Source organism: Lysinibacillus sphaericus (genome assembly GCF_015844675.1).
Classification (GTDB): Bacteria; Bacillota; Bacilli; order Bacillales_A; family Planococcaceae; genus Lysinibacillus; species Lysinibacillus sphaericus_E.
The window spans coordinates 56313-75692 of sequence record NZ_LDGC01000019.1 but is presented as its reverse complement, the minus strand read 5'-3'; the positions used below and the strand labels follow the sequence as shown (position 1 = coordinate 75692).

Sequence of the window (19380 nt, the reverse complement as noted above, 5' to 3'; positions counted from 1 at the left end):
TTGAAAGTATGAGATGATGTCAACTACGACTAACAATTTTTTATGTAATGCGAAAGCCAAGCTCAATTAAATTAAGATATTATTCATGTCAATAGATGAGGAAGTACCAGTTTGTATGAAAACACGAAAAATAAAACTAATTTTAATACTATCAACCCTCTTATTAGTATTGTTTACAAGTTTAAACATCTTTACATCTTATGTAAAAATGAAAAAGACAGTAGAAGAGTCAATAGCGAACCAAAGTCTGGAAGCGGCTATGTCTATCGCATCTACTATTGATGTAGAGGCGTACAAACAATTTTTAGATAACCCCGTGGAAAATGAGTATTATTGGCAAATAAGAAGCTACTTAAACGATGCAAGAGTAAAAATAGGTGCTTTATTTGTCTATACATTAGATATTGAAAATCCGAAGGTATCCAAAGCAATGATCATGGGTTTACCAAGTGAAGTTAAAGGCTTTTATATCGGAATGGACTGTACAGTACCCGAGACACAAGTGAAAAAAGCTTATAAAGGAGAAACATTTACAACAGATGTAATACAAGATTCTATATATGGCTCCTACTTAACTGTTGGTGCACCGATTAAGGATGAAACAGGGGCGGTTATTGCATACATAGGTATTGATATTAGTGCAGACACATTAAATGACATTAAGGGAAAAGTGATCGAAGATAATCTTTTAGTCTTTATATTTAATGGTGTACTCATTTTAATGGTTACCGGCTCAGTTTTCTTCTTACAAAGATGGTATCAAAAAGAAGTAGCAGAAGAAGTTGAAGCGACAGAAGATACATATCAAGCGGAAATTAAAACTTTAATCACTTCCGTGTCCTCTTTAAGACATGATTTCACAAATCATATACAAGTATTACATGGATTTCTACAATTAGATGAACCTGATCAGGCAAAACAATATTTATCTTCACTGTATAAAGAAGTTCATGATATTAAGTCTCTTAAATTAAATATTGATCATCCTGGCTTGGCGATTTTATTGCAAACAAAAAAACTAACGGCACAAAACCATAATATTGATATGGATTTCACAGTCTCTCAGGATGCGTTTAATAAAATTAAAACAACGGATCTAATTAAAATTTTATCGAATTTAATAGATAATGCGATTGATGCTGCAAATGAATTATCGGAAGAACAACGTAAAATAACAATTTGCTGTGAAGCTGATGACACGCAATATAAATTACAGGTTACAAATACTGGACCAAATATTGTGGAAGCAGGTCAAATATTCAAGCGAGGATTTTCCACAAAGAAACCGGAGAATGGTAAAACAAGAGGGCAAGGCTTGTTTATTGTGAATGAAATAGTCAATAAGTACGACGGTCAAATTTCTATCGATTCATCAAAACATTTAGAGACAACCGCAATAGTAACTATTCCAATAAAGTAAATTTCAAAACTTCCTACTGAAAATTGTAGGAAGTTTTATTTTTGGTTGATAAACTATTGTGTTAATGAAATTAAAGTATGACTCTTCGGCAAAACGTGTGGTTGATTTCAGTTCCTCTATATCGCTAATCCCCAAGGAGTCGCCCAGTCGGAACGAAGATCAACTATCCCTCATAGTAGTGAAAAAACGAAACTTCAGCAAAGGGAGTAGGACTCAAATGAAAGCTTTTCCAGTGAAATAACTCCTTCTCTATGCGAAAAGCAGTTTCAACTTTCACTTTTACATTTTTTGAGTCATTCATTTCATATAGTACTAATAATCGATGGTATTCTAGTAGGAGGGGAGTTGAAATATTTGGATAAATCAATCCTTGATCTATTGAGAAAGGGGGGATTTGTTTTGTATGCAAGGCATGGTCAAGCAACTGTCGGAGTAGATCAGCCATATTTAAATTTCCAAAATTGTGTTACGCAAAGAAATTTGTCTGAATTAGGGCGGAGGCAGGCCGTTTACTTTGGACAACTGTTACGTCATTTACAAATTCCGATTAGTTCACCAATAGTCGTAAGTCCTTTTTGTCGTACAGTTGAAACGGCACAGCTCGCATTTCCTTATTCTTATATTCAAATTGACCCAATTGGTTATGAAATTTATAAATTGGGTGGGACTATTCCTGTTGTTGAAAAAAGTAATATTTTATCAAATGTGCAATCCGTGTTAGAAAGAAAGCCACCACAAGGAATGAATCAAGTGATCGTTGCCCATAGTTTTCCTGAAGATGTTGGACTAGGGGAGATTTCAAACATGGGAATGGTTATTGTTAAGCCAAATGGTCTTGGAAACGGTTATGAAATAATAAAAAAATTAACTTTAGAAGATTTATCAGTTGTAAATTAACGTAGGGATGGGAGAAAAACATGGAAATAAAAACAGTCTCACAGTGCACGTTAAATGAAACTTTAAAAGCTTGGAATAAAGGATTTGAGGGGTATTTTGTACAAATAGAAATGAACGAAGAGGTGTTTTTAAACCGATTTGTTGGGGAAGGACTATCGCCAGAGCTTTCAATCGTCGCATTTGATCAAAATAATCCTGTTGGCATTGTATTAAATGGCTTTAGATTAATGGATGGTAAGAAAACCTCTTGGAATGGAGGAACAGGTATCTCTCCAAACTATCGGGGTAAAGGTGTTTCTCGTGTTTTAATGGAAGCAACCATCGCCATCTATGAAAGAGAGAATGTGGAAGTTGCAACGCTGGAAGCTATAAAAGAGAATAAGGTAGCAATTGCGCTATATGAGAAGTATGGCTATACCATTACAAATCAATTGCTCTTTTTAAGTGGCGAATATGAAGCAAAAGTAGAGAAGCTAGTCGAAATTCATGTGGAAACTATTCGTCCAGAGCAGCTACCGCATTTATCTTTTTATCAGGAAGATATACCTTGGCAATGTAGCTGGCAAAGCAATAAACAAGGAGAAGCTAAAGTTTTTTATAATAAGAATAATGAAGCAATTGGCTATTTGTTATATAAAACTGTATGGAATCAGGAGGGAGCCATCGACAGCATAGTGCTTTATCAATTAGAGCTATTAGGGAATGGCAATGTTGAACATATTCCACACTTTATCGCAAGCATTACAAAACACAAAGTAAAACTGGCAACAGTTAACTTTTTAGCAAGCAATCCTGCTACGAGTTATTTGATGGAAAACGGATTAGAAGTGAAGACGGTGCAAGTGCAAATGAAGAAGAAGATGGATTCGTAGTTTGCAAGATGGGAAGAGTCAATTTCGACGTGAAGCTAGGTAAAATGATGTTGCTTAAATTTGGGAAGTTAAAATGTGAAGAGTTTAAATTGAACCTAATTGTTCCAAGTAGTTATAAAAAGAAGGTGTTATTAGTTATGAGGAAAATACTCATATGTAATTTACTAATATTGGTGTTGGTAGGTTGTACACCGGCTATAAATACTACTCCCACTGCGAAATCTATTCTTACAGAACATACACAAGCGGATATTCTTCAATATAATAATTTGATTTACATTAATACTACAAGCTTAGAATCGATGAAACAATTAGAATATACGAAATGTGAAATTATAGGGGAAATTATTAAAACTACAAATTCCTCTAAAAATTTCAATGATTTTTATGCTACTAAATTGGAAAGCGGAACAAAGATTTTCTCAACAAATGATAATAATATCGATACAATCATTGCCGATTTAAATGGGCAATATATACTTTATACGGTTTTGCTTGAGAGCTAGGTTGTAAACAATTGAGAATTCCAGTATACTAATCCGATAAAGAATGTAAATAAAGGATGAATATAAATGACGTTTGAAGAAATTTTACCTCGTTTAAAGGCGGGCGAAAAAGTAATTCGTAAAGGTTGGAGCGGTGCCGAATTATATGTGAAGCTTGTTGGACAAAGCGAACATGATGGCGAGAATTTGAACCCTTATTTTTTAATTAATGTACGTGGTGAGGGCTATACAATGTTCACACCGACAGTCTGTGATTTATTAGCGGAAGATTGGATAATTGTCAATTAATCGGAAGAGCCATCTCAAATGAGGTGGTTTCTTTGTTTTAGAGGAGAGAGATCGATGACGTTTGAAGAATATAAGGGCAAGACGGTATTTCTGACGGGGGCTAGTTCAGGTATTGGTCAAGCTCAAGCTATTGCATTTTTAGAAAATGGGGCAAATGTATTCGGGTTTGATTTAGAAGAGCAAGGGTTAGGAAAACTATTTCACCAATACCCTGAACAATTTGCCTATAAAGTAGGTAGTGTATGTAATAAGGACGATATAGAGCAAGCATTTGAAGCTGCAATTTCAAAATTTAAGGAGGTAGATATTTTATTAAATACCGCAGGCGTATTAGATGGTTTTGCAAAAACACTCGATACAGATGAGGCGCTTTGGGATAAAATTATGAATACCAATGTAAAGGGTACTTTTTTTGTGACGAATACGGTATTACCCCATATGGTAAAACGAAAATCAGGCGTCATTGTTAATATGGCATCTATTGCAGGGCTTGTTGCTGGCGGTGGTGGTGCAGCGTATACAGCATCTAAACATGCGATTGTCGGCTATACGAAACAGCTAGATTTAGATTATTGTCGTGAAGGAATACGCGCCAATGCCATTGCACCCGGGGCCATTCAAACACCAATGAATAAGGCAGATTTTGAAGGTGATGGGGAAATGGCCAAATGGGTCGCTAATGAAACGCCTGCTGGACGCTGGGCACAACCACATGAAGTAGCGAATTTAACACTTTACTTAGCAAGTTCGGCTGCTGATTATATTCATGGAGCTATTATGCCAATCGATGGTGGCTGGCTAACGAAATAAGATTGTTCAATCGTAAATTCTTCTGATATAATACGCAGGTAAGTAAAAATTTACTTGCACTACGGCACTTCAGATAGGGCGAAAAGCTCTCTTCCTTTGGCCGTAGTTATTACTAAAATAGCGGATGTGCTATTTTACAAAGGAGAAGAAAATTGAATACATCTATTGTAAAAGATTCAAGCCGTACATCTGTAACCGAGCTTACAAAGACGGCACTTGTTGCAGCTTTATATGTTGCTGTAACTGTTTTATTGTCAGTCATCAGTTTTGGGGCAGTTCAATTACGTCTATCGGAGATGTTTAACTACCTGGCCCTCTACAACAAACGCTATGTAGTAGCCGTGACTCTAGGAGTAGTACTCGCTAATTTCATGTCACCAACGTGGATATTAGATGTGCCGATTGGCGGGATTGCGACATTCCTCGTTTTAGTTCTTTGCCGTAGAGTAACGAAAAATATAACAAATGATCTTGTGAAAATGGTTATAACTGCATTGATTTTTGCTATATCAATGTTCACCGTGGCAGGACAATTAACAATTCTCTATGATCTTCCGTTTTGGGCAACATGGTTTACGGTTGGAATCGGAGAGCTATTGTCAATGACTGTTGGTGGTATGACTATTTATTTATTAAATAAAAAAATTGATTTATCGAAATAGCTTAATGCAATCTGACCCATCGCCTCTGTTAATGGCATCGCAAAAGTATTGAGAATAGAACAGATCCAGCACATCTTGGCCAAGTTCATAGTTCAAATACTTCTGTCTGGGTCAGAGCAAATTTGACCATCACATTGTGAGGAAAATCGTATTTCTTCATACTTCCTTGAGCGCGCTCCGCTGAACACCATATAAACCTCTTTGACCGGATTTTGTTTGGCATATTCCAGCACAAGATTTGGGCGACAGTTCTCCACTATAGTGTCTTATTAATATTCAACCATTTAATTACCATTTTTCATAGAAGCAGTTGAAGACGGTGACGGAGAATACCATCAAAAGTACAGGTGCGCTGCGCAAACAGCAAAAAAAGGACTCTTTCATATGGTCCATGAAGCACCAATGAGGAGTCCCTTCTGTGAAGAAGTTATTTTATCCTACCTCTTAAGATTGTGGGGTAGGTGTTACCACATCTAATAGGGAAGGTTCGGATAAAGCTGCTTTTTTAGCATTTACATTATCCGGTTTCGTTAGAACGTAGATCTTATAAGATCCAGGTATCGTTAAATTAAACTTGATGGATTCCCCAGAGTACTCTTTAGGAACGGTGTTAATCATAAAATTCGAATTAAGATTATTTACATTAAAATCCGTTACAGTACTCGGAACAGCATAAATCTCGTACCCACTAATATTTCCCTTATTGCTCGGTGTACTAAATGTGAGTGTAATTTCGTTAGCTCCAACAGTAGCATTTGTAATCGTAGCTGGATTTACAGCTGTATCAACGGGATTTGACTTGAGTGTTACTGCGTTAGATGCCGTTGATAACGCATTGGCTCCCGACTTAGCAACTGTAAGTACTTTAGCAACATACGAGGTTCCTGCTTTGATTGGATTGCCAAAGGCGTCATTTGATACCATCAAGGTTTGTCGGATGTTGTTATTACCATTGGGTTTAATGATGGTATACAAACTGCTATTTTGAATTGATTCTGCACGCTGTTTAGTGAAAGTAGAGGCCTGCCCTTCTGGAATCAGAAACACTCTATACTCTAATACATTTTGCTCATCATTAACCTTCGTAAAGCTTACCTCGATATCAGTAGAGTTACTACTTCCTTTAGCATCCAGAGATACTGATCCTACTTCATCAACTTTTGCATTATTAACCAGTTTAATAACATCAGAAGGACCGGACAAGTTATACAGTCCCTGGGAGCTTCCCGTACCTACTGACAAAACATACACCCGATAGTCTGTATCATTTTTAATCTGTTGGTTCTCAGTATCTTTATCACCAGCTTTCAAGATCGCACTGTACTGACCTTTACTTACACTAGTATAAGAAGAAGCTTTAATGGCTTCATTTAAGCCAAAGCCATTCGCCTTTGACACAGGGACAACCAGAATACGGTAATTACTTAAATTCGATTCATCGGAAGGCTTCGTGAACGATACTTGTAAATCTCGGCCATCTCCATTATCACCAACATCGCTTGCTTTAACATTGCTGACCGCTTGAAGGGCTTTATTCTTACTAAGCTTGATTCCCGATGCAGAAGATAGAGCATTTGGGATTGAAGAATTTCCATTCGCTACAGTCAATACATAGACACTGTAGCTTGTGCCTTCAGTAATGTAATTACCGCGAACATCTCGAGCCCCATCTAACGTTCTAGTTATTGATTTATTCCCGCCCTTGCTCTCTGAGATGTAATAAGAGCTGCTATTAGCTTGCGATAGGCTGAAACTGCTGTACTCCGCTGTTGGGACAATCAAAATGCGATATTGATTGACATTTGATTCATCGGAAGGTTTCGTGAACGATACCTGTATATCACGGCCATTTCCATAATCACTTACATCAGTAGCAGTCAGACTAGATACAGCCTGCACATTGATGTTCTTACCGAGCGTAATCGTAGACGTTGGCGAGGACAGCACATTGCTGCCGGAATAATTGCCATAGCCTACCGAGAGAACATAGACACGGTAGCTAGTTCTATCGGTGATATAATTGCCGCGCACATCCCGAGTATTTCCCGAAAGCGTCAGCCCGTAATTGTTATTTCCTGACTTGTTCACAGTCGTATAATTACTGCTGGATACATTATTAGCATCCGACAGACTGAAGCTACTGTAGTAAGTTGTTGGCACAACCATGATGCGATAGTGACTAATATTAGACTCATTTGCCGCTTTAGTGAAAGAGACATAGAGATCACGACCGTCGCTATAATCATTCACATCGCTGGCAAGGAGATTTGATACTGCACCTACATTGCTGCTATATAGTGTAATCGCATTGGAAGCCGACGATAATACGTTATTCCCTGAGTTTTTAGCTACGGCCATAACGAAGATACGATAGCTGACCCCATTCTGAATGGCATAACCGTCTGTATCTCGAGTCCCTGAGGAGAGAACTTGAGAAATATTGTAGCCCGTCTTGTTCACTTGCATGTAATTAGAGCTGGACAGACTGTTCGCCTTCGTCAATGTAAAGTTTGAATAGTTGCTAGCTCTTACAACAAAGACCCGGTAAGAGCTGATGTTAGACTCATCGGATATTTTGTTGAAGCTCACTCTCAGATCGCGTCCATCTCCATAGTCGTTGACATCATCAACTTGAGTAATAACAGGAGTAGCCACTGTATTTGGACGAAGTGTTACGGATGAAGAAGCAAATGACAGCTTATTAACAGCTGAATCAGTGCTGCTAACTGACAAGACGAATGCTGTATAAGGTACGCCGTTCTTAATGGAATCACCGGCAGAATCACGTGCTGAGGAAGACAGAGTTACTGTCATCGTACCACCGTTGCTCCCTGATTTATTCATTGTCGTATAGTAGCTACTGGATAAATTATTCGCAGTAGTAAGACTGAAATTGTCAGCGTCTTTACTCTTTACGATAATCACACGGTAACTTGAAACATTGTTGTCATTCTGCGGACGAGTGAAGCTAACCGAGAGATCGCGTCCGTCGCCGAAATCGCTAATATCGCTAATTTTCACATTTGTTATTTCTGCAATTGGAGACATGCTCGTTAGGGAAATCTTCTGAGAAGATTTCGATAATACGCTGGAATAAGAACCTTTTCCAACTGCAAGTACATACGCTACATAAGGCTGGTCATTTCTAATATAGTCTCCGTCCACATCCCGCGAACTTTGAGATAATATGATAGAACGATCCGAGCCGGCAGGTGATACTTTCGTATAATTTGAAGCGGAGACCTTCAGGGCCGACGCCTGATTAAAGCTTTTTGAAGCCTTCACAATGAGAACCCGGTAATGATCCACAAGTGATTCAGTAGACGATTTGGAGTAGGTAACCTCAAGGTCACGCCCATCTCCTTGATTACCAATATCTCTAACCGACACATAGGTCGCTGGAGAAATACTGATATTGCTCGGAGTATCAGATTTAATAGATACGGTCTGATTATACGAGTTCCAGTCAACATCCTGACCAAGCGCTTCACTAACAAAGCGTACTGGTACCATAGTTCTGCCATTTATTATCTGTGCAGGTACATCAAGCGTAACTCTCTCGCCATTAATTGTAGCTACCTTCGATTTGATCTTGAGAACTACCGTTGTACCTCCTTTAATCCCAGTAACGGTTTGATTCTTTCGATCCCAATTCACGTTTGCATCCAATGCCTCAAAGATTGCTCTAAGCGGCAGCATAACACGCCCTTGAACCATCACTGGCGGTTGATCGGTCTTTAATTGAACCCCGTCCACAAAAATCGTGATGGCCTTTGCCGCTTGAGCGGTCGCTGGTTGCAGCAATAACGGTACAATAAGTATCGCTGCAAGAAATAAAGTCCATATTTTCTTCATAAATTCCACCCCTCCCGAAGCCATTATATTAATCTGGCAATGATAAATATCATTGTATAATTAGTACGCACCAACAGGTGAAAAAGTTTCGCATTTTTACCTGTATAAGAAAATTTTACCTAGGATGCGATGTCGCATTAGCCTTTTTGGGTGTTTTCCTATATGAAATAATAAATGTACCTTCGTCGTTTCTTTCTTAATGTATTTGAATTTTTTAAGTACGAATGGAAAGGAATATATTTCTATGATTATAAAATGAATCGATATGTAGGGATGATGACTTTCTTCATTAAATGGGGTGAGGTATACGAGGACAGACTACCGACATAGTGAAACGATGGCTATTATCCTTGTCAAGCAGGTTGACCAGAACAATAGTAATATCTAATAGAGGAACAGTGACCCGCTTATTGATGCAGTAGGTACTGTTACAAAAAACTTAGTATTATACAGTTGGACTTATACGAAGCACACTCTCTTGCTGACATCGCCATATCCATTCAGAAGGCTGTAGATACGGTCATCAGCTTGAAAGCATCTTAGCTGCAAGAACAGCTAGATCAGAAGTTGTTCGATAGACATATCTCCATCGAGGCCAGCAATCAAAAAGCTTGTCGCGATGATAAGCGACAAGCTTTGCAAAAATCTACACAAGAATCGATAATTAATTATATTTAACATCTTCTTACACCAAACTAGTGGAAAGACATAGGAAGGTGATGGAATGAAGCAACAGCAATATAGTGCAGGGGATAGTGTTTTTATCTTTTATCGACATCCACATATTCTGGATGTAGCAAATATACAGGAAGCGGTAGTGATGAACAATCCAGATAATCCGAATGAGCTGGCGCTATTTCTCTTTGAGTCATATTATCCGCTAACAAATGATATGTTAATATTTACAAGCGAAATGGCAGCTGTGCAAGCTTATCATCAGTATTTTCATTAATGAAGCTTATATTCAAATGCTTTTTACACGCTAATGGGAGAAAACAAATTATACTTGTTTAATAAGTTTTCTCTCTAAAGCTTATTTTATCACTAGCTGTGATACATAAGGTTCAATATATCTACTATCGATTCCAATTGGTAAATTTAATAGTGAGAAATATTGCATTGTCTCTGATTCTTTATAATCAATTACTAAATCACCTTTAACATTTCTCGTATAATAGACGGCTGTAACGGAGTAGAATTCATCTCCATTAGAAACTTTAAGGTAATATTCTGGACCAGAAAAAATATCTAATAACTTCATGTCCTCTATTATCAAACCTGTTTCCTCTAACACCTCTCTTTTTGCGGTATCTTCTAAGCTTTCTCCTAATTCCATCAAACCACCTGGAAGCCCCCAACCTCCATCATATCTCTTTTGTAACAATAGCTCATTCTCATTATTTAAGATTAATACAACAGCACCTGGCAAAATAATAGGTTGGTGACCAACATATTGACGTAAAAATTTATAGTATTCCATCGTTTCACTCATTTCTAATTGAATAAATTTATCTGTCCTTGTTTTAATTACACAAATACCAGGGATTTCCTTCTTTAAATATTAATCATGCTGATCTTCATTTACACATTGCCTGTATAATCCCAGTTTTGATGGTAACGCTAAGCCGAGATAGTCATTCAAAAAGGGGAGAATCTAATTGTACTCATTTCAACCGAATTGTTGGTCGGAGCATGATGAACTTAAGGTTGTTATGCTTTGTGCACCTTCAAAATTAGATGTAACAGATTTAACAATAGTTGAAAATGTAGGATGGGACGCTACTGTCAATCACGTAAAAGCAATGGAGAATTTCATGGAATTAAAGACCACGCTTGAGAATGCGGGTGTCAAGGTTATTGATTATTCGAAAGAGCTACCAAATGAAGAGAAAACAGTAAGTGAGCAACTTATAAATAGGTACTTTGTACGCGATCTTGCTTGTGTTATAGGAAATAGTATTTTCCTTGGTGAGGCAGGTAGTTCACTAAGACGTCCAGAGTATCCACATGCGCACTCATTATTAGATAAGTGGTTTCCAGCAAGAAATTTAATAGTGAAACAACCTTCTGCTGCTTTAGAATGTGGAGATGTGATGATTTTAAATAGGGATGCAGTGCTTATTAATACTGGTATGAGAACAACGTTAGAAGCTGTAGAAAGTATGAAGGATCACATCTTCCAAGAAGGATTTACAGAAATCGCGATTATTGATTTGCCAAGACGCTCCGATACACTTCATTTAGATATGAATTGTAATGTGGCAAACTCGAATCTAGTAATAGCTAAAAACTTTATTCGTTATTTTCCTGTACAGGTGTTCACGCCTCAAACAAGTCGTTTCGAAATGACCGAGCAATTTTTAAATCATCATGGCTTGGATGTTTACTGGCTTGAAAAATATAATACAATCCCTGATATCAATTTTATCAATCTTAATCCCGAAACACTGTTGATTAGCAAGCAAGCAACGAAGCAACAATGGACGAAGCATCCACTATTGCAAAAAAAGAAGTTGATAGAAATTGAAGTCACAGAGCTTGAAAAAGGCGGTGGTGGCATTCGTTGTATGACATTGCCACTAGTAAGAAAGTAAACAAAAGGCAGGGGGGTTGATCAAAATGACATCTAACACAAGTAAAGGAAGGTTGTCTTGGTGGCAGCTTTCGCTCCTCGGTATAGGTTGTACACTAGGAACAGGATTTTTCCTTGGGACAAGTATGGCCATTCATAAAAGTGGTCCTGCTGTTGTCATTCCCTTTTTGTTAGCGGCGATTGCTACGTATATCGTCTATGATGCTCTTGTCAAGATGTCAGTTGACAATCCAGATAAGGGATCATTTCGTACTTATGCAAAGCAAGCTTTTGGAAATTGGGCAGGATTCAGTAATGGTTGGATTTACTTGATTTCTGAAATACTTATTATGGGCAGTCAATTGATGGCGCTTGGTATTTTTACAAAGCTTTGGTTTCCAATGCTTCCTTTATGGGTTGCTACATCTATTTATGCTGCACTTGGATTAGCCGTTATTCTAATGGGCATGAAGGGCTTTGAAAAGTTTCAAAATATTTTTGGTGCGTTAAAGGCTGCAGCAGTGGTCATGTTTATTATAATAGCGGTTGTGTTAATTATAAAAGGGTTTAATACGGAAACTACTACACTCGATGCGCTGTATGCAAATTACGAAGAATTTTTCTCTCAAGGTGTGAAAGGAATTTGGCTTGGACTGTTATACGCCTTTTATGCATTTGGAGGAATTGAGGTTATGGGGTTAATGGTCATTGATTTAAAAAACCCTAAAGAAGCACCGAAAGCTGGAAAAGTGATGATTTTTGCAATAACTGTCATTTTTATTATCGCTATTATGCTTGCCTTGGCGCTTGTTTCTTGGAAGGACTTTACTATTGAGGAAAGCCCATTTATTACAGCGCTTAATGGTTATCACATACCTTTTTTTGCAGATATTTTTAATGGTGTTTTAATTATTGCAGGATTTTCAACAATGGTAGGCTCTCTATACGCAGTTATAACAATTCTCATTACACTGGCAGAGGATCATGATGCCCCAGCTTCTCTGGCGAAGAAGGGGAAAATGAAGATTCCATTTCCTGCATTTCTTTTTTTAGCTTGTGGTCTAATCATAACGATTGTTATAGGCTTCCTCATGCCAGAAAAGATTTTTGAATATTTGATTACAGCTGCAGGCTTAATGCTAATTTATAATTGGCTCTTTATATTAGTGACTTATATGAAGCTAATGAAGCTGTCGAAATGGGAGCTTGTAAAGAACGGAATAGGAATATTGCTCATTGTAGTGACAGTGTCTGGAACGTTAGGGGAAAAAACAAGCAGACTCGGTTTTTTCGTGAGCCTGCTTTTTATCATCTTAATAGGGATTGCGACTTGGATTGTCATGAAAAGGCAAAAACATAATAAAAAAGCTTAAAGTTCTTTGTTCTGTGGAAAAGTTAACGATTGTTGCATACGTAAAAAAGGACATTTCGATGGACTACGATTATCATCGCTTAAAAAATACTGCTTCCATTCATAACTACCTTCTTGCCCGTACCATTTTAAATCAGTATGAGCGGGAATAGCATCGTATTCTGTAATGCGTTGATGAATAAGCTTCTTTAATTTTCGACCAAATGCAGTTGAGTCGTTCATTTTTTCAAATATCCAGCGTGGCTGGAATGCCATTAATAAAGTTGAGAAATGACGACTCTTTCTTAATTTATGTGCGGGCGTTGCACAAGACACAAAATAAGGCTCACCGTTAAAACAAAATTCCCATTCATGATGTGATGGATCGGTTGGGATTTCCTTTGGCCAATCGATATCATCAAATTTAGTTAAATTGTTTAAAACTGACCAAAATAAATTATTATAATCCGTAACATTGAAGTTTTTACGCATATCATTAGGTGTTTTGAAGAAAATGGTATGTGTTGTATAGTTGCCGAATGTTTGACAGTGCTTATCGTATTCTTTTAAACATAGTGCTAACGTCTTTATCGATTGTTCCTCTCGTGGATCGCCGATAAAACTATAGCGAAGATGGTTCGATAAAAACCCTTTTCTAGCTGGAATACAGGGGAATGTATTGACTTCATCTGCAACCATGGCAGCGAAGTCGGTATATGCTGACTGTTGCCATAATGGAAGTGTTTCAAAATGTTCTTCTATCCACTTCTTGTCTAACACTGCTACTTCCACTTATGTCTCCTCCTTCTTACATCCATAGACTATTAAAGAAAGAGTGAAAATGTGACGATGTAAATGAGTCAATGTTTTGGTGAATCGTTACTCGTTCCTATCTACAATAACACTTGAAATTCCTAACAATAATAATAAAACAACGCCTAGAAAAGTGATATTAGACCATTGTAACCTTGTATCAAAAAGCTGAAAGAAAAAAGTAAAAACAGGAATAAAACACAATGACATCATTACAAAGAAAGGCGAGCAATATTGAATTCCTTTTTGTAATAGATACATAGGAACTAATACACCGAGTAAAGTCATTAGCAATATCCAACCTATATTTCCAATCAAATAATCTAATATTACGTCATATGTAGCAATCAACGACAAAAAAATAATGCCATAAAACCTCTTAGATAATATCATTGAGCTAGTCCAACCTAGTTCACTTAACTTCTTTGAATAAAGTGTACAAAGAACTGCACCTAACCCACATATTATACTAGCTAGAATACCCAATAAACTGAATTTACTCCAAGTTATCAATGCCGATTTCCCAGTAAATATTGCATAAATTAATATGAGACAAGCCACTAAAGTACCTATAGCAATACTTACTTTTGCTACGTTTATATGATGTTTTTGCTTGATCGCTAATAATATAACAAATAAGGGACCTAACCCCATTTCTAGTGAGCTTACAATCGCTGGTTCAATATATTTTAATGCAAAATAAAATCCCATAAAGGCTAAAACAGATGCAGAATTTAATTTTAATAAAATTTGAGTAGTAGTTTTATTCCATTTCATTGATGACTGCTGCTTAATTGAAAAAAATTGAAAATATAATGTTGTGATAAAAAAGCTAATACCTGTAAAAAGAAAAGGGTGTACAGCTTGCACACGATTTGCATAATAAACTTGACTAACAGAAGTTAAAATTGCCGAAAGAATTAAAGATAATACCCCAATTGCATGTAAATTATGTTTACTTTGAAGTGTAAGTTCCATATGATTCCTCCTTTTAATGTACCAAGACTATAATTCTAATTAAAATAATAAATAATCTGTATTTTCTGTATTTATCCAATATTTAGATATTTATTAATATTATTACGGACTAACATTTTAGTCAATATATAGAATTTTGTCATTATATTTACATATAAAATCATTTGAAAAAATTAGGGAAATAGTATTCTTTTTGTTAAATAATTATAAAGGAGTGATATTATGGAAACGAGATTAGCTGTAGTAGGCGGCGGGGCTAGTTGCATTGCTTTTGTCTACTCGCTTGAAAGAAAACTAAGAAAAAATGTTGATAATTTAAAGTTAATAATTGATATTTACGAACCGAATGAAGATCTAGGGAGAGGGAATGCCTATTTACGTGAACCTGAATTTATTCGTTTAAATCGACCGCCAGAAGATATGTCTATAGATGTAAACGATCCAACACATTTTTTAGATTGGATTAAAAATCGACCTTTAATTTATAAAAAATATCAGGAAAGTGAATTTATTGCTAGAAAAATTTTTGGTGATTATCTGAAAGATGTATTTGAGGATACTAAAAATTCTTTTGAAATAAAAGGAAGTGTAATAAATCATAAAAAAGAATACATTGAATCAATAGTCGAAAAATATTCTGAAAATTTAGAAATAAAATCCTCGGAAAATTCTATATTGACATACAGCTACGTTATTTTAGCAATTGGTGGAAAAGTGGATACTAACATTTACGGTTTAAGTGAAGTTGAAAACTTCATATCTAATCCTTATCCATTAATGCAAAATTTAGATAATATAAACTTAAATAAAAAAATAGGGATTGTTGGAAGTAGTTTAACAGCAATTGATTGTTTTCTCTTGTTAAAGCAAAAAGGGTGTAAAAATATAACTATGATTTCAAGAAGGGGTATCTTACCTAGTGTAAGAGGAAAAGATTCGAAATATAATTTAAATTTCTTTACGAAAGAAAAAATAAAATGTTTGGAAAACATTAATATAAATAAGTTATTAGGATTATTTTTAGAAGAATTCACAATAAATAACATTGATTGGAGAAAGTTGTTTTTAGAGAATAAGGAAACAACTGATTATGAATCTTTTAAGTATAATATGCAATTATCAATAAATGATAATACCTGGTTTAATATTTTAAGAGAAACACATCCTATATTAGATAATGAATGGCATAGAATTAAAAGCGATGAAAAACAATATTTTGTGGAAAAATTATTACCGTATTATATTCCTAGGCGAGCAGCAGTTCCTTTGGTAAACGCCAATCAGATATTAGATTCATTAAAAAATAAAGAATTAAAAATAAAAGGTGGTATTAAAGATATAAACTATATAAAAAATACTTTTTAGTTAGCTTTTTAAAAACTGATGAAAAAGAGGATTTTGATATTTTAATTAATGCTACGGGTGTTTCGAAAGATATCACTAAAAGCTCTTTAATTGTTCAAATGTTAAAAGAAGGCTTAGTTAGACATCATTCAGCTGGTGGAATTGCAGTGAATTTTAATACTGGCTCTGTAATATCTTCAAAAAGCAATAATGAAAACCCGCATATTCGAGCAATTGGATATATAACTAGTGGAAATTACTTCGTTGTAAACAACTTAGAATTTATTACGAGAATAGCTACTAGTGTTGCAGAGGATTTAGTAATACACATAAAAAATAATGTTCTACAATTAATTTAATTTTAAAACAAAATTAATAGAAAGAGGTATTAGAGAATGAAATATTGTGTAATTGTAGATGCTTACTCAACAGGAAACCAGCTTGCCAAGTATTTCAGAGATAATGGATATACCCTAATCCATGTACAAAGTTCAAAAACTATTCCTAAGATTTTAAAAAAATCTTTTAAGAGTATGGATTTCGTAAGTAATTTTATATTTGAGGAAGATATAGATAATTTAGTGAATCAATTGGAGCCATATAGTCCCTCTATAATAATTACAGGATCCGAAACTGGGGTAGTGCTTGCCGATAGCTTATCACATCATTTCGAAGTTGCTGGGAATAATGTTTTACTAAGTACTGCACGAAGAAACAAATTTGATATGATAAAAACGATTTCTAACTACGGGTTACAAACGGCTCAACAGATTCAGTCAAGTGATTTAAACGAAATTTTAAAATGGTCAAAAAAAATAGATTCCTGGCCAATTGTAATAAAGCCTTTAAATAGTGCTGCTTCAGATGATGTGAGGTTTTGTAAAACATCTGAAGATATAAAAGATGCTTATTACAATATTATGAATAAAATAAATAGTTTAGGTTACTTAAATACAGAAGTTTTAGCACAAGAATATATTGCAGGTAAGCAATATATGGTGAATGCTGTAACAATTAATGGCGAACATTATATTACAGATATTTGGTATGAAGGACTAGTAGAAATAGAGGACTCATCAATAATTTATGATTATTGGGATCTATTACCCATGGATGATGAGAAATATAAAGAATTAATATCTTATACAAAGTCAGTTTTAACTTCTTTAGGAATAGAATATGGTGCTTCACATACTGAAATAAGATTGACTGATAAAGGACCAGTAATAATAGAAAGTGGAGCAAGGACAATGGGATTATCGATAGATGAACAAATTTTAAAAGAAGCTTTAGGATACACTCAGGCTGAGTTGACAGCGTACTCCTTTATAGATAATGAAATATTTTATCGAAAATATTTTGCAATTAAAAAACAAAGAAAAAAATTAAGAATAACATTTCTAATTTCAAATATAAACGGCTCTTTAAAACCTGGAATTTTTAACATTAATGATCTTTCTACTGTGGAGAAAATAAACTTAACTGCTGAGAATAATTTAATAAATATCACCAATGAACCTATGAATCATCCAGGGTGGGTATACCAATTAAGCGATTCCTTTGAAGATATAGAGAATGAATATAATGAAATTCGTCATAATGAAATGAATGGCGAGTACTATAAAGAAGTTGTTCCTTACTTTTAAAATGAGTATTTTCTGAATATTTATGAAATATCCCTTTGGCAATGTAATTAGTATTTTATTTCAGATATGTGGAAGGTAGTATTGTTTTTTTATTTATATAAATCTGAAAATTTTGAATAAATCAACATTAAAGGCTTAGATAAGAACCTGCAAAGCTTTAAAAGCATGCTGGTTCTTTTTATAATTTTGGATTAAAGACCTTTTCGTCAAGAATGTTTAATGCATGATGAATATCCTCTAAATCTTTTTTTGAAGTATGTTGGATAAGCTGTTGGAAGCGTTCTTCTATACAGGCGAATGCTTCCTCCATTATTTTTTCTCCATCCACTGTCAGGCAAACATAATGCTTTCTTCGATCCTCAGTATCGCTAATTTTTTCAATAAACTTTCTTTCCTGTAGCTTTCGTAATTCACGGCTTGTATTAGGTAAGGACATATGCTGGCAATCACTAATTTCAGTAGGAGTAACTGGTTGGCTTACTTTTATATATTCTAAAATTTTATATTGTACAGGTGTAATATTATCGATTTTAACGTTTTGAGTTAGTTCGTGCGTTACTTGGTGTACCGCTGCTGTAAATGCCACGAACTGATGAAATAATTGTTTTTTGTCCAAATGGGTTCACCTCTTACTGACAAGATAACAAAAAACTTATCTTAAAACAATTATCATTTGACAACTAAAATTAGATAGTTTACTATTTTGTTATCAAATGATAACTAATGGAGGCGCTTAATGAATACATTAATTATTTATACATATCCCAATCATAAAAGTTTGAATTATGCTTTTTTGCAGGAGGTTATTAATGGTTGTCATGACAATCCTTCCATAAAGGAGACTCAAGTTTTAGATTTATACGAGGAACAATTTAACCCGATTTTAGAATTTCATGAACATAAACGTCGTCGTGATATGTTTCGTGATCCAAAGCTTGAGAAATATCGTGAACAAATTAAGTGGGCTGATAAAATCGTTTTTGTTTATCCGATATGGTGGGGAAGACCACCTGCAATGCTTTTAGGGTATATTGATCAATTGTTTGCGGCCAATTTTGCGTATAAAGATAAGAAGGGGCTATTTCCTGAAGGGCTTTTAAAGGGAAAATCAGTAGTGTGTATTTCAACAATGAAGGGGCCAACAAAATACCCACTCTTATGGCTGAATAATGCGCATAAAATATTAATGAAAAGAGCGTTATTTAATTTTGTTGGCATTAAACAAGTGAAGTTTTTTGAGTTTGGCAATATGGAAAGTAAGAAGGGGAGACAAAGAAAAAAACTCGAAAAAGTTTATCAATATTTTAGAAAAGTAGCTTCCTAGTTCATCTGCCTAATAGACTCGTGCAGACGAAGTAGGAATCTC

18 protein-coding genes and 1 pseudogene are annotated in these 19380 nt (G+C 35.3%); 13 read left to right on the top strand and 6 right to left on the bottom strand.

What is annotated here, in order from left to right:
* Window positions 1-115 precede the first annotated feature (115 nt).
* The 7 genes from ABE34_RS07265 (at window position 116) to ABE34_RS07235 (ending at window position 5455) form a co-directional block, all read left to right on the top strand.
* Entirely contained in the window at window positions 116-1420 is a 1305-nt protein-coding gene (locus ABE34_RS07265; RefSeq protein WP_197141396.1) for a sensor histidine kinase, read from the top strand.
* 399 nt (window positions 1421-1819) lie between these two features.
* Window positions 1820-2317 carry a histidine phosphatase family protein gene (locus tag ABE34_RS07260; protein WP_346655533.1) on the top strand — a complete coding sequence of 166 codons (498 nt, stop codon included), beginning with the start codon at window positions 1820-1822 and terminating at the stop codon, window positions 2315-2317.
* Window positions 2318-2337: 20 nt separating this feature from the next.
* Window positions 2338-3189 carry a GNAT family N-acetyltransferase gene (locus ABE34_RS07255; protein ID WP_197141372.1) on the top strand — a complete coding sequence of 284 codons (852 nt, stop codon included), beginning with the start codon at window positions 2338-2340 and terminating at the stop codon, window positions 3187-3189.
* A 29-nt stretch (window positions 3190-3218) separates the two neighbouring features.
* Window positions 3219-3695, top strand: a complete 477-nt coding sequence (locus ABE34_RS07250; RefSeq protein ID WP_197229847.1) for a hypothetical protein — start codon at window positions 3219-3221, stop codon at window positions 3693-3695.
* 66 nt (window positions 3696-3761) lie between these two features.
* Complete coding sequence (locus ABE34_RS07245; RefSeq protein WP_197141368.1) at window positions 3762-3983, top strand: DUF2829 domain-containing protein; 222 nt, start codon at window positions 3762-3764, stop codon at window positions 3981-3983.
* Window positions 3984-4037: 54 nt separating this feature from the next.
* Window positions 4038-4793: a 3-oxoacyl-ACP reductase gene (locus tag ABE34_RS07240; RefSeq protein ID WP_197141366.1), complete on the top strand. Its 756-nt coding sequence runs from the start codon at window positions 4038-4040 to the stop codon at window positions 4791-4793.
* Between the two features lie 152 nt (window positions 4794-4945).
* The gene (locus ABE34_RS07235; RefSeq protein ID WP_079559973.1) at window positions 4946-5455 is read left to right on the top strand and encodes a QueT transporter family protein; all 510 of its coding nucleotides are present in this window, start codon (window positions 4946-4948) and stop codon (window positions 5453-5455) included.
* 2 nt (window positions 5456-5457) lie between these two features.
* On the opposite strand, the pseudogene ABE34_RS25025 reads toward ABE34_RS07235, so the two are convergent.
* Together ABE34_RS25025 and ABE34_RS07230 are read right to left on the bottom strand one after the other, a co-directional pair.
* Window positions 5458-5709 (bottom strand): annotated as a pseudogene (locus tag ABE34_RS25025) (glycosyltransferase family 1 protein); the annotation flags it as partial.
* A 190-nt stretch (window positions 5710-5899) separates the two neighbouring features.
* On the bottom strand, window positions 5900-9310 hold the full coding sequence (locus ABE34_RS07230) for a copper amine oxidase N-terminal domain-containing protein (protein ID WP_197141364.1): 3411 nt from the start codon (window positions 9308-9310) through the stop codon (window positions 5900-5902).
* Window positions 9311-10034: 724 nt separating this feature from the next.
* On the opposite strand from ABE34_RS07230, the gene ABE34_RS07225 reads away from it, so the two are divergent.
* Window positions 10035-10262, top strand: coding sequence for a transcriptional regulator SplA domain-containing protein (locus ABE34_RS07225; RefSeq protein WP_197141362.1), 228 nt, complete (start codon window positions 10035-10037; stop codon window positions 10260-10262).
* Window positions 10263-10343: 81 nt separating this feature from the next.
* Here the strand turns inward: ABE34_RS07225 and ABE34_RS07220 are convergent, their stop codons facing one another.
* Window positions 10344-10790 carry an NUDIX hydrolase gene (locus ABE34_RS07220; protein ID WP_197141395.1) on the bottom strand — a complete coding sequence of 149 codons (447 nt, stop codon included), beginning with the start codon at window positions 10788-10790 and terminating at the stop codon, window positions 10344-10346.
* 178 nt (window positions 10791-10968) lie between these two features.
* Here ABE34_RS07220 and ABE34_RS07215 point away from each other — a divergent pair, with 178 nt between their 5' ends.
* Entirely contained in the window at window positions 10969-11904 is a 936-nt protein-coding gene (locus ABE34_RS07215) for an arginine deiminase family protein (RefSeq protein WP_241747147.1), read from the top strand.
* A 25-nt stretch (window positions 11905-11929) separates the two neighbouring features.
* Entirely contained in the window at window positions 11930-13255 is a 1326-nt protein-coding gene (locus ABE34_RS07210) for an amino acid permease (RefSeq protein ID WP_197141360.1), read from the top strand.
* Here ABE34_RS07210 and ABE34_RS07205 read toward each other — a convergent pair.
* Complete coding sequence (locus ABE34_RS07205; protein WP_197141358.1) at window positions 13252-14025, bottom strand: YqcI/YcgG family protein; 774 nt, start codon at window positions 14023-14025, stop codon at window positions 13252-13254. The two genes, ABE34_RS07210 and ABE34_RS07205, sit on opposite strands and share 4 nt — an antisense overlap.
* Window positions 14026-14112: 87 nt before the next feature.
* Complete coding sequence (locus ABE34_RS07200) at window positions 14113-15024, bottom strand: DMT family transporter (RefSeq protein ID WP_197141356.1); 912 nt, start codon at window positions 15022-15024, stop codon at window positions 14113-14115.
* Window positions 15025-15246: 222 nt separating this feature from the next.
* Here ABE34_RS07200 and ABE34_RS07195 point away from each other — a divergent pair, with 222 nt between their 5' ends.
* Together ABE34_RS07195 and ABE34_RS07185 are read left to right on the top strand one after the other, a co-directional pair.
* Complete coding sequence (locus ABE34_RS07195; RefSeq protein WP_197141354.1) at window positions 15247-16389, top strand: FAD/NAD(P)-binding protein; 1143 nt, start codon at window positions 15247-15249, stop codon at window positions 16387-16389.
* 374 nt (window positions 16390-16763) lie between these two features.
* Window positions 16764-18014 (top strand): ATP-grasp domain-containing protein, encoded by a 1251-nt coding sequence (locus ABE34_RS07185; RefSeq protein ID WP_197141350.1) that lies wholly within the window; start codon window positions 16764-16766, stop codon window positions 18012-18014.
* A 178-nt stretch (window positions 18015-18192) separates the two neighbouring features.
* Here ABE34_RS07185 and ABE34_RS07180 read toward each other — a convergent pair whose 3' ends face one another.
* Complete coding sequence (locus tag ABE34_RS07180) at window positions 18193-18630, bottom strand: MarR family winged helix-turn-helix transcriptional regulator (protein WP_197141348.1); 438 nt, start codon at window positions 18628-18630, stop codon at window positions 18193-18195.
* 120 nt (window positions 18631-18750) lie between these two features.
* Here ABE34_RS07180 and ABE34_RS07175 point away from each other — a divergent pair, with 120 nt between their 5' ends.
* Window positions 18751-19338, top strand: a complete 588-nt coding sequence (locus tag ABE34_RS07175) for an NAD(P)H-dependent oxidoreductase (protein ID WP_197141346.1) — start codon at window positions 18751-18753, stop codon at window positions 19336-19338.
* Window positions 19339-19380: the final 42 nt, after the last annotated feature.

Bases quoted from the DNA above. Each gene is read 5' to 3' on its own strand.
- ABE34_RS07265 (WP_197141396.1), top strand. From the start codon at position 116: ATGAAAACACGAAAAATAAAACTAATTTTAATACTATCAACCCTCTTA.
- ABE34_RS07255 (WP_197141372.1), top strand. From the start codon at position 2,338: ATGGAAATAAAAACAGTCTCACAGTGCACGTTAAATGAAACTTTAAAA.
- ABE34_RS07245 (WP_197141368.1), top strand. From the start codon at position 3,762: ATGACGTTTGAAGAAATTTTACCTCGTTTAAAGGCGGGCGAAAAAGTA.
- ABE34_RS07240 (WP_197141366.1), top strand. From the start codon at position 4,038: ATGACGTTTGAAGAATATAAGGGCAAGACGGTATTTCTGACGGGGGCT.
- ABE34_RS07230 (WP_197141364.1), bottom strand. From the start codon at position 9,310: ATGAAGAAAATATGGACTTTATTTCTTGCAGCGATACTTATTGTACCG.
- ABE34_RS07225 (WP_197141362.1), top strand. From the start codon at position 10,035: ATGAAGCAACAGCAATATAGTGCAGGGGATAGTGTTTTTATCTTTTAT.
- ABE34_RS07220 (WP_197141395.1), bottom strand. From the start codon at position 10,790: ATGGAATACTATAAATTTTTACGTCAATATGTTGGTCACCAACCTATT.
- ABE34_RS07210 (WP_197141360.1), top strand. From the start codon at position 11,930: ATGACATCTAACACAAGTAAAGGAAGGTTGTCTTGGTGGCAGCTTTCG.
- ABE34_RS07200 (WP_197141356.1), bottom strand. From the start codon at position 15,024: ATGGAACTTACACTTCAAAGTAAACATAATTTACATGCAATTGGGGTA.
- ABE34_RS07195 (WP_197141354.1), top strand. From the start codon at position 15,247: ATGGAAACGAGATTAGCTGTAGTAGGCGGCGGGGCTAGTTGCATTGCT.
- ABE34_RS07185 (WP_197141350.1), top strand. From the start codon at position 16,764: ATGAAATATTGTGTAATTGTAGATGCTTACTCAACAGGAAACCAGCTT.
- ABE34_RS07175 (WP_197141346.1), top strand. From the start codon at position 18,751: ATGAATACATTAATTATTTATACATATCCCAATCATAAAAGTTTGAAT.